Source organism: Variovorax sp. WDL1 (genome assembly GCF_001541225.1).
Taxonomy (GTDB): Bacteria; Pseudomonadota; Gammaproteobacteria; order Burkholderiales; family Burkholderiaceae_C; genus Variovorax.
Genome location: NZ_LMTS01000258.1, coordinates 1 through 4,393, shown reverse-complemented (window position 1 = coordinate 4,393; position 4,393 = coordinate 1). Strand labels below are relative to the sequence as shown.

2 protein-coding genes and 1 pseudogene are annotated in these 4,393 nt (G+C 60.6%); all 3 read left to right on the top strand.

The features are described from left to right. Positions 1-1,392 (top strand): annotated as a pseudogene (locus APY03_RS32620) (DUF1156 domain-containing protein); the annotation flags it as partial. After that, on the top strand, positions 1,389-1,889 hold the full coding sequence (locus tag APY03_RS32615; RefSeq protein WP_068683777.1) for a hypothetical protein: 501 nt from the start codon (positions 1,389-1,391) through the stop codon (positions 1,887-1,889). The pseudogene APY03_RS32620 and the gene APY03_RS32615, both read left to right, overlap by 4 nt. Before the next feature lie 9 nt (positions 1,890-1,898). Continuing rightward, on the top strand, positions 1,899-4,391 hold the full coding sequence (locus tag APY03_RS32610; protein WP_232081154.1) for a DEAD/DEAH box helicase: 2,493 nt from the start codon (positions 1,899-1,901) through the stop codon (positions 4,389-4,391). Positions 4,392-4,393: the final 2 nt, after the last annotated feature.

Genomic DNA, 4,393 nt, shown 5'->3' with positions numbered 1-4,393 from the left:
CACGGGCCGTGCCCGCCGCGGTCTATTGATCAGCGTTTCCTTAGCGCAGAGGGGTTGATAGGCAAGGATGCCGCACTCGCCTCCGAGATAAGTGGCAAGAGCGAGAAGGTCTATCCTGCAGACCCTGTAAGCCCTGCAGAGGTCTTTTGCGGCTCATCTACTGAGCTGACGAACGTGGAGACGGGCAGCCTCGATCTGGTCATCACCGATCCGCCTTTCGGTGGCCTACTGCACTATTCAGAACTGTCAGATTTCTTCTACGTTTGGCTGCGTCTCGTGCTGAAAGACAAGTACCCCGCCTACTTCGATGCGGAATACACCCCGAAGTCGTTGGAAGCTGTCGCCAATCGCGCGCGCGAGCCAGAAAACCCTGACGCCTTTTACCAGCGTCTACTGACGCTGTGTTGGCGCGAAGCGCATCGTGTCTTGAAGCCCGGCGGCATCCTTGCCTTCACGTTCCACCATAGCGAGGACGAACCGTGGGTTGCAGTTTTGGAATCGCTATTCGAAGCGGGCTACTACCTGGAAGCGACATACCCGATTCGGTCGGATGAAACCAAGGGTGAGGGTTCGAAACCCGGAACGTTCGGATCGCAGACGATCGAGTACGACATCGTCCACGTCTGCCGTAAGCGCACAGAGGAACCCAAACCTGTGAGCTGGGGCCGGATGCGCCGTGAGGTGATGGCCGACGTGCGGCAGTTGCAGGCCATGCTGGAGAACCATGCCAAGGAAGGTCTGCCTGCCGCCGACCTTCAGGTCATCCGACGCGGCAAGGCGCTGGAGTACTTCTCACGCCACTACGGCAGGGTCTACGTCGATGAGGAGCGCACCATCTCCGTCAAGGAGGCGTTGGTCGGCATCAACCAGCTCATCGACGACGACGCCGACACAGGCAAGGAGCCACCGCCGGTCAATGCCGAACCGATCACGCGCCAGTTTTTGCGCACCTTCGGCACGGCCAATGAGCTGAAGCGCGACCAATTGCAGAAATTCCTCAAGGGTTCGATCACGACACCCGACGAATTCGAGCAGCGCGGCTGGGGTGCGGAGAAGAGCAAGGTGTTCACGCGGGTCAATCCGCTCGACTTCGCCCGCGACTGGTCCGGTAAGCACCGGCGGCGGCTCACGTCTGATCTGGATCAAGCGCTGGTGCTCATCGGCGCGTGCTTCGACGGCAGCGGCATCAATGCGTCCGACACGTTGAAGAACGAGAACTTCAAGCCACACGTGGCATTGAAACCCTTGCTGGAATGGTTGCACCGCAACGGTCCGGATCAGGCCAATCGCAATGCGGCCTCGCGCGCGGTGTCGATCTACAACGCCTGGGCTGCGAGCCAAACGGTGAAACCGACACAGGGCTCCTTGTTTGAAGAGGAGTACGAGCTATGAGGCAATTGCGCGACACGGTATGGCAGCGGCGCGGCACCAGTTGGGTATGGGACGAGGAAGCGCGAAATCAAATCTGTGCGGCTTCCGAAGTCTGGAGCCTGCGCCAATTCCTGCGCCCCGTTGGCAATTGGCCGAATGATCTGCCCAGTAATGAGGGCAGGACCCTCGTGGTCGCCGGATTGGACGGCAGCCTCGATTTGCTGACACCCGGTGATGCCGAAGCGTGGCTGGGTGATGTGGTCAAGCCTGCCGTCCTCTCATTTCAGGATGAGTATGAAGGCGAGGCGTCTTTGGTTTTCTGGTTGCCAACAGGCCACAGCCGCCTCAAGGTGCAGGCTTCCACTGATGCGGTGAGTTGGCTATGTGCCGCGCCGCATGGACAGAATCAGATCGACTTCGGACGTATCCTCTGGGGTGAGGCCCACGAGTATCCGCAGGAAATCCTGCTCCGTGACGGTAGCAAGCCCGCTGGCTTGTTCCATCTTCGGATTACGTGAGGCCAGAACGTGGAAGCAGAGATTCAATTCCAGCCAGGCGAACGCATCAATCACCATGAGTACGGTCAAGGTGTTGTGCTTGACGGCGCAAGCGACGGGTATCTGCGCGCGTTTTTCGGTGTAGGGGAGCGCCGTGTACCCGCCGTTTCCGTGCGCCGGGAAGTTACGCGCACCGAGCGCATTCTGCGCGGCGTTGATGGCGGCGCAGAGCGCACGCGCAGGGCATGGCTTTCCTATGAAGCCCACGCCTTGCCGGTGATGGAAAGCGCCTCGGCGCTCACATCAGCCAGGATTGATTTGCTGCCTCACCAGGTGGTCCTCACGCATCGCATCGCCACCGCATCCCCTCGGCGCTACCTGATTGCCGACGAAGTGGGCCTCGGCAAGACCATCGAGACCGCATTGATCCTGCGCGAGCTGGCCAGCCGCGGGGAGCTGAATCGCGCATTGATGGTGGTCCCCGCAGGACTGGTGAATAACTGGCACCGGGAGTTGAACGAGGTCTTCAACCTCGGCTTCGAGGTGTTCGGCTCAGAAGGCGACATTACCGACCGCAAGACCAATGCCTTCGCCAAGCACGACCGCTTGATTGCCAGCATCGACACGTTGAAGCGCCCCGCGCGTATCAAGCGCCTGCTGGATGCGCCACGCTGGGATTTGGTGGTGTTCGATGAGGCCCATCACCTGACCGCCTACCGCACGGGCGGCAAAGTGAGGAAGACGGAGAACTACAAGCTGGCGGAGGCACTGAAAGATCACGCACGCGATCTGATGCTGCTGTCCGCCACGCCGCACCAGGGCAATCACTTCCAGTTCTGGATGCTCGTTCAACTGCTGAACCCGACCTTGTTCCGCAGTCCTGAGGAAATGGTGGAGAACCGGCACCGGCTCAACACAGTGATGTTCCGCCGCACCAAGGCCGATGCCTGTCAGCCGGACGGCTCACCGCTCTTCGCACGCCGCTGGGTTCACACCGAATCCTTCTTGATGAATCAGGATGAGCGGCTGTTCTACGAGAAACTGCGCGAGTATCTGGAAGACGGTTTCGATCTTGCGCGCCGTCAGGGGAACCAAGGGCGTGCACTCGGCTTCCTGATGGCGATCTTCCAAAAGATTGCGGCATCGAGCTTTGCAGCCGTGCGCCGTACGCTCAAGCGGCGCTTGTTGATGTTGACGCTGCATGAAGCCTTGCTGCGCGACAAGGAAATGGACATCGAAGCCCGGGAGCGCCTGATGACCGAGGCGCGGGTGCTGATTCACGAAGAGTACGGCCTGGCGCACGACAGCGTTGGCCGCAGTGAAGCAGACCGCGTACTGGCTGAATTGAAGCACCGCCTGGTGAAACGGCTCGACGAGGAGGCCTTGGAGATGGCCTCCGATCCTTACGGCAGCGAATACTCCTCTGCCCACGCCGAAGAAGCTGCCGCGGCTGTCGTGGAACTGCACTTGCCGGAAGAACGCCTTCGCATTGGCGATCTGCTCGGTGTCTTCCCACCGCAGCGTGAGACCAAGGTTCAGAAGCTGCTCGATGGTTTGGGAACCCTCTGGCGGCAGAACCCGAACGAGAAGATCGTGATCTTCGCGACCTACCTTGGTACCGTGGATGTGATTGCCCGCGAGATTGAACAGGCCTTCCCCGGCCAGGGCGTGGCTGTGCTGCGCGGCGGTGACCACGGGGCGAAGGTAGCTGCAGAGCGCCGTTTCCGGCTGAAGGATGGCCCGCGTGTGCTTGTCTGCACGGCGGCGGGCCGCGAAGGCATCAACCTGCAGTTCGCGCGCATCCTCTTCAATTTCGACCTGCCATGGAACCCCATGGACGTGGAGCAGCGCATCGGGCGCATTCATCGCTACGGACAGAGCCACACCGCGCAGGTTTACAACCTGGTGCTCTCGGACACTATCGAAGGCCGCATCTTCCTGCTGCTCGATGAAAAGCTGACGGAGATCGCCCGCGCTGTCGGCAAGGTCGATGATCAGGGCAACATTGCCGAAGACCTGCGCGCGCAAGTTCTAGGGCAGTTGTCCGAACGGCTGAACTACGACCGTCTATATCAAGAGGCGCTGTCCGACCCCGAACTCAAGCGAACACAAGTCGAACTCGAAGCGGCGCTGACCAACTCCCGCGAAGCGCGACAGGTGGTGTTTGACCTGTTCCAGGACCTCGACGGCTTCAGTCTCGACGATTACAAGCCCTTCTCTGATGTGTCGTCTAGCCTGGACCGCCTGGTGCGGTTCCTGTCGGCGGCGGTTGCGGACCGCCAGCAACGCCTGACAAAGGTGGACGATGCGACCTATGACCTATTTGGTCCCGATGGCGCGCGCCGTGCGCGCTTTACCCTGGAACGTGAGACCGCTACCAGTCGCGATGACGTGGAGTTGCTGGGTCTGGATCACCCATTGGTGCATGACGAACTGGGCCGCTGGCGCAGCGTGCCGCCGGAAGATATAGGCGTTGCCGTTGCAGGGTATGCGTCCGGCAATCCCATCTTGAATGCGGCTTAGGA

Bases quoted from the DNA above. Each gene is read 5' to 3' on its own strand.
- APY03_RS32615 (WP_068683777.1), top strand. From the start codon at position 1,389: ATGAGGCAATTGCGCGACACGGTATGGCAGCGGCGCGGCACCAGTTGG.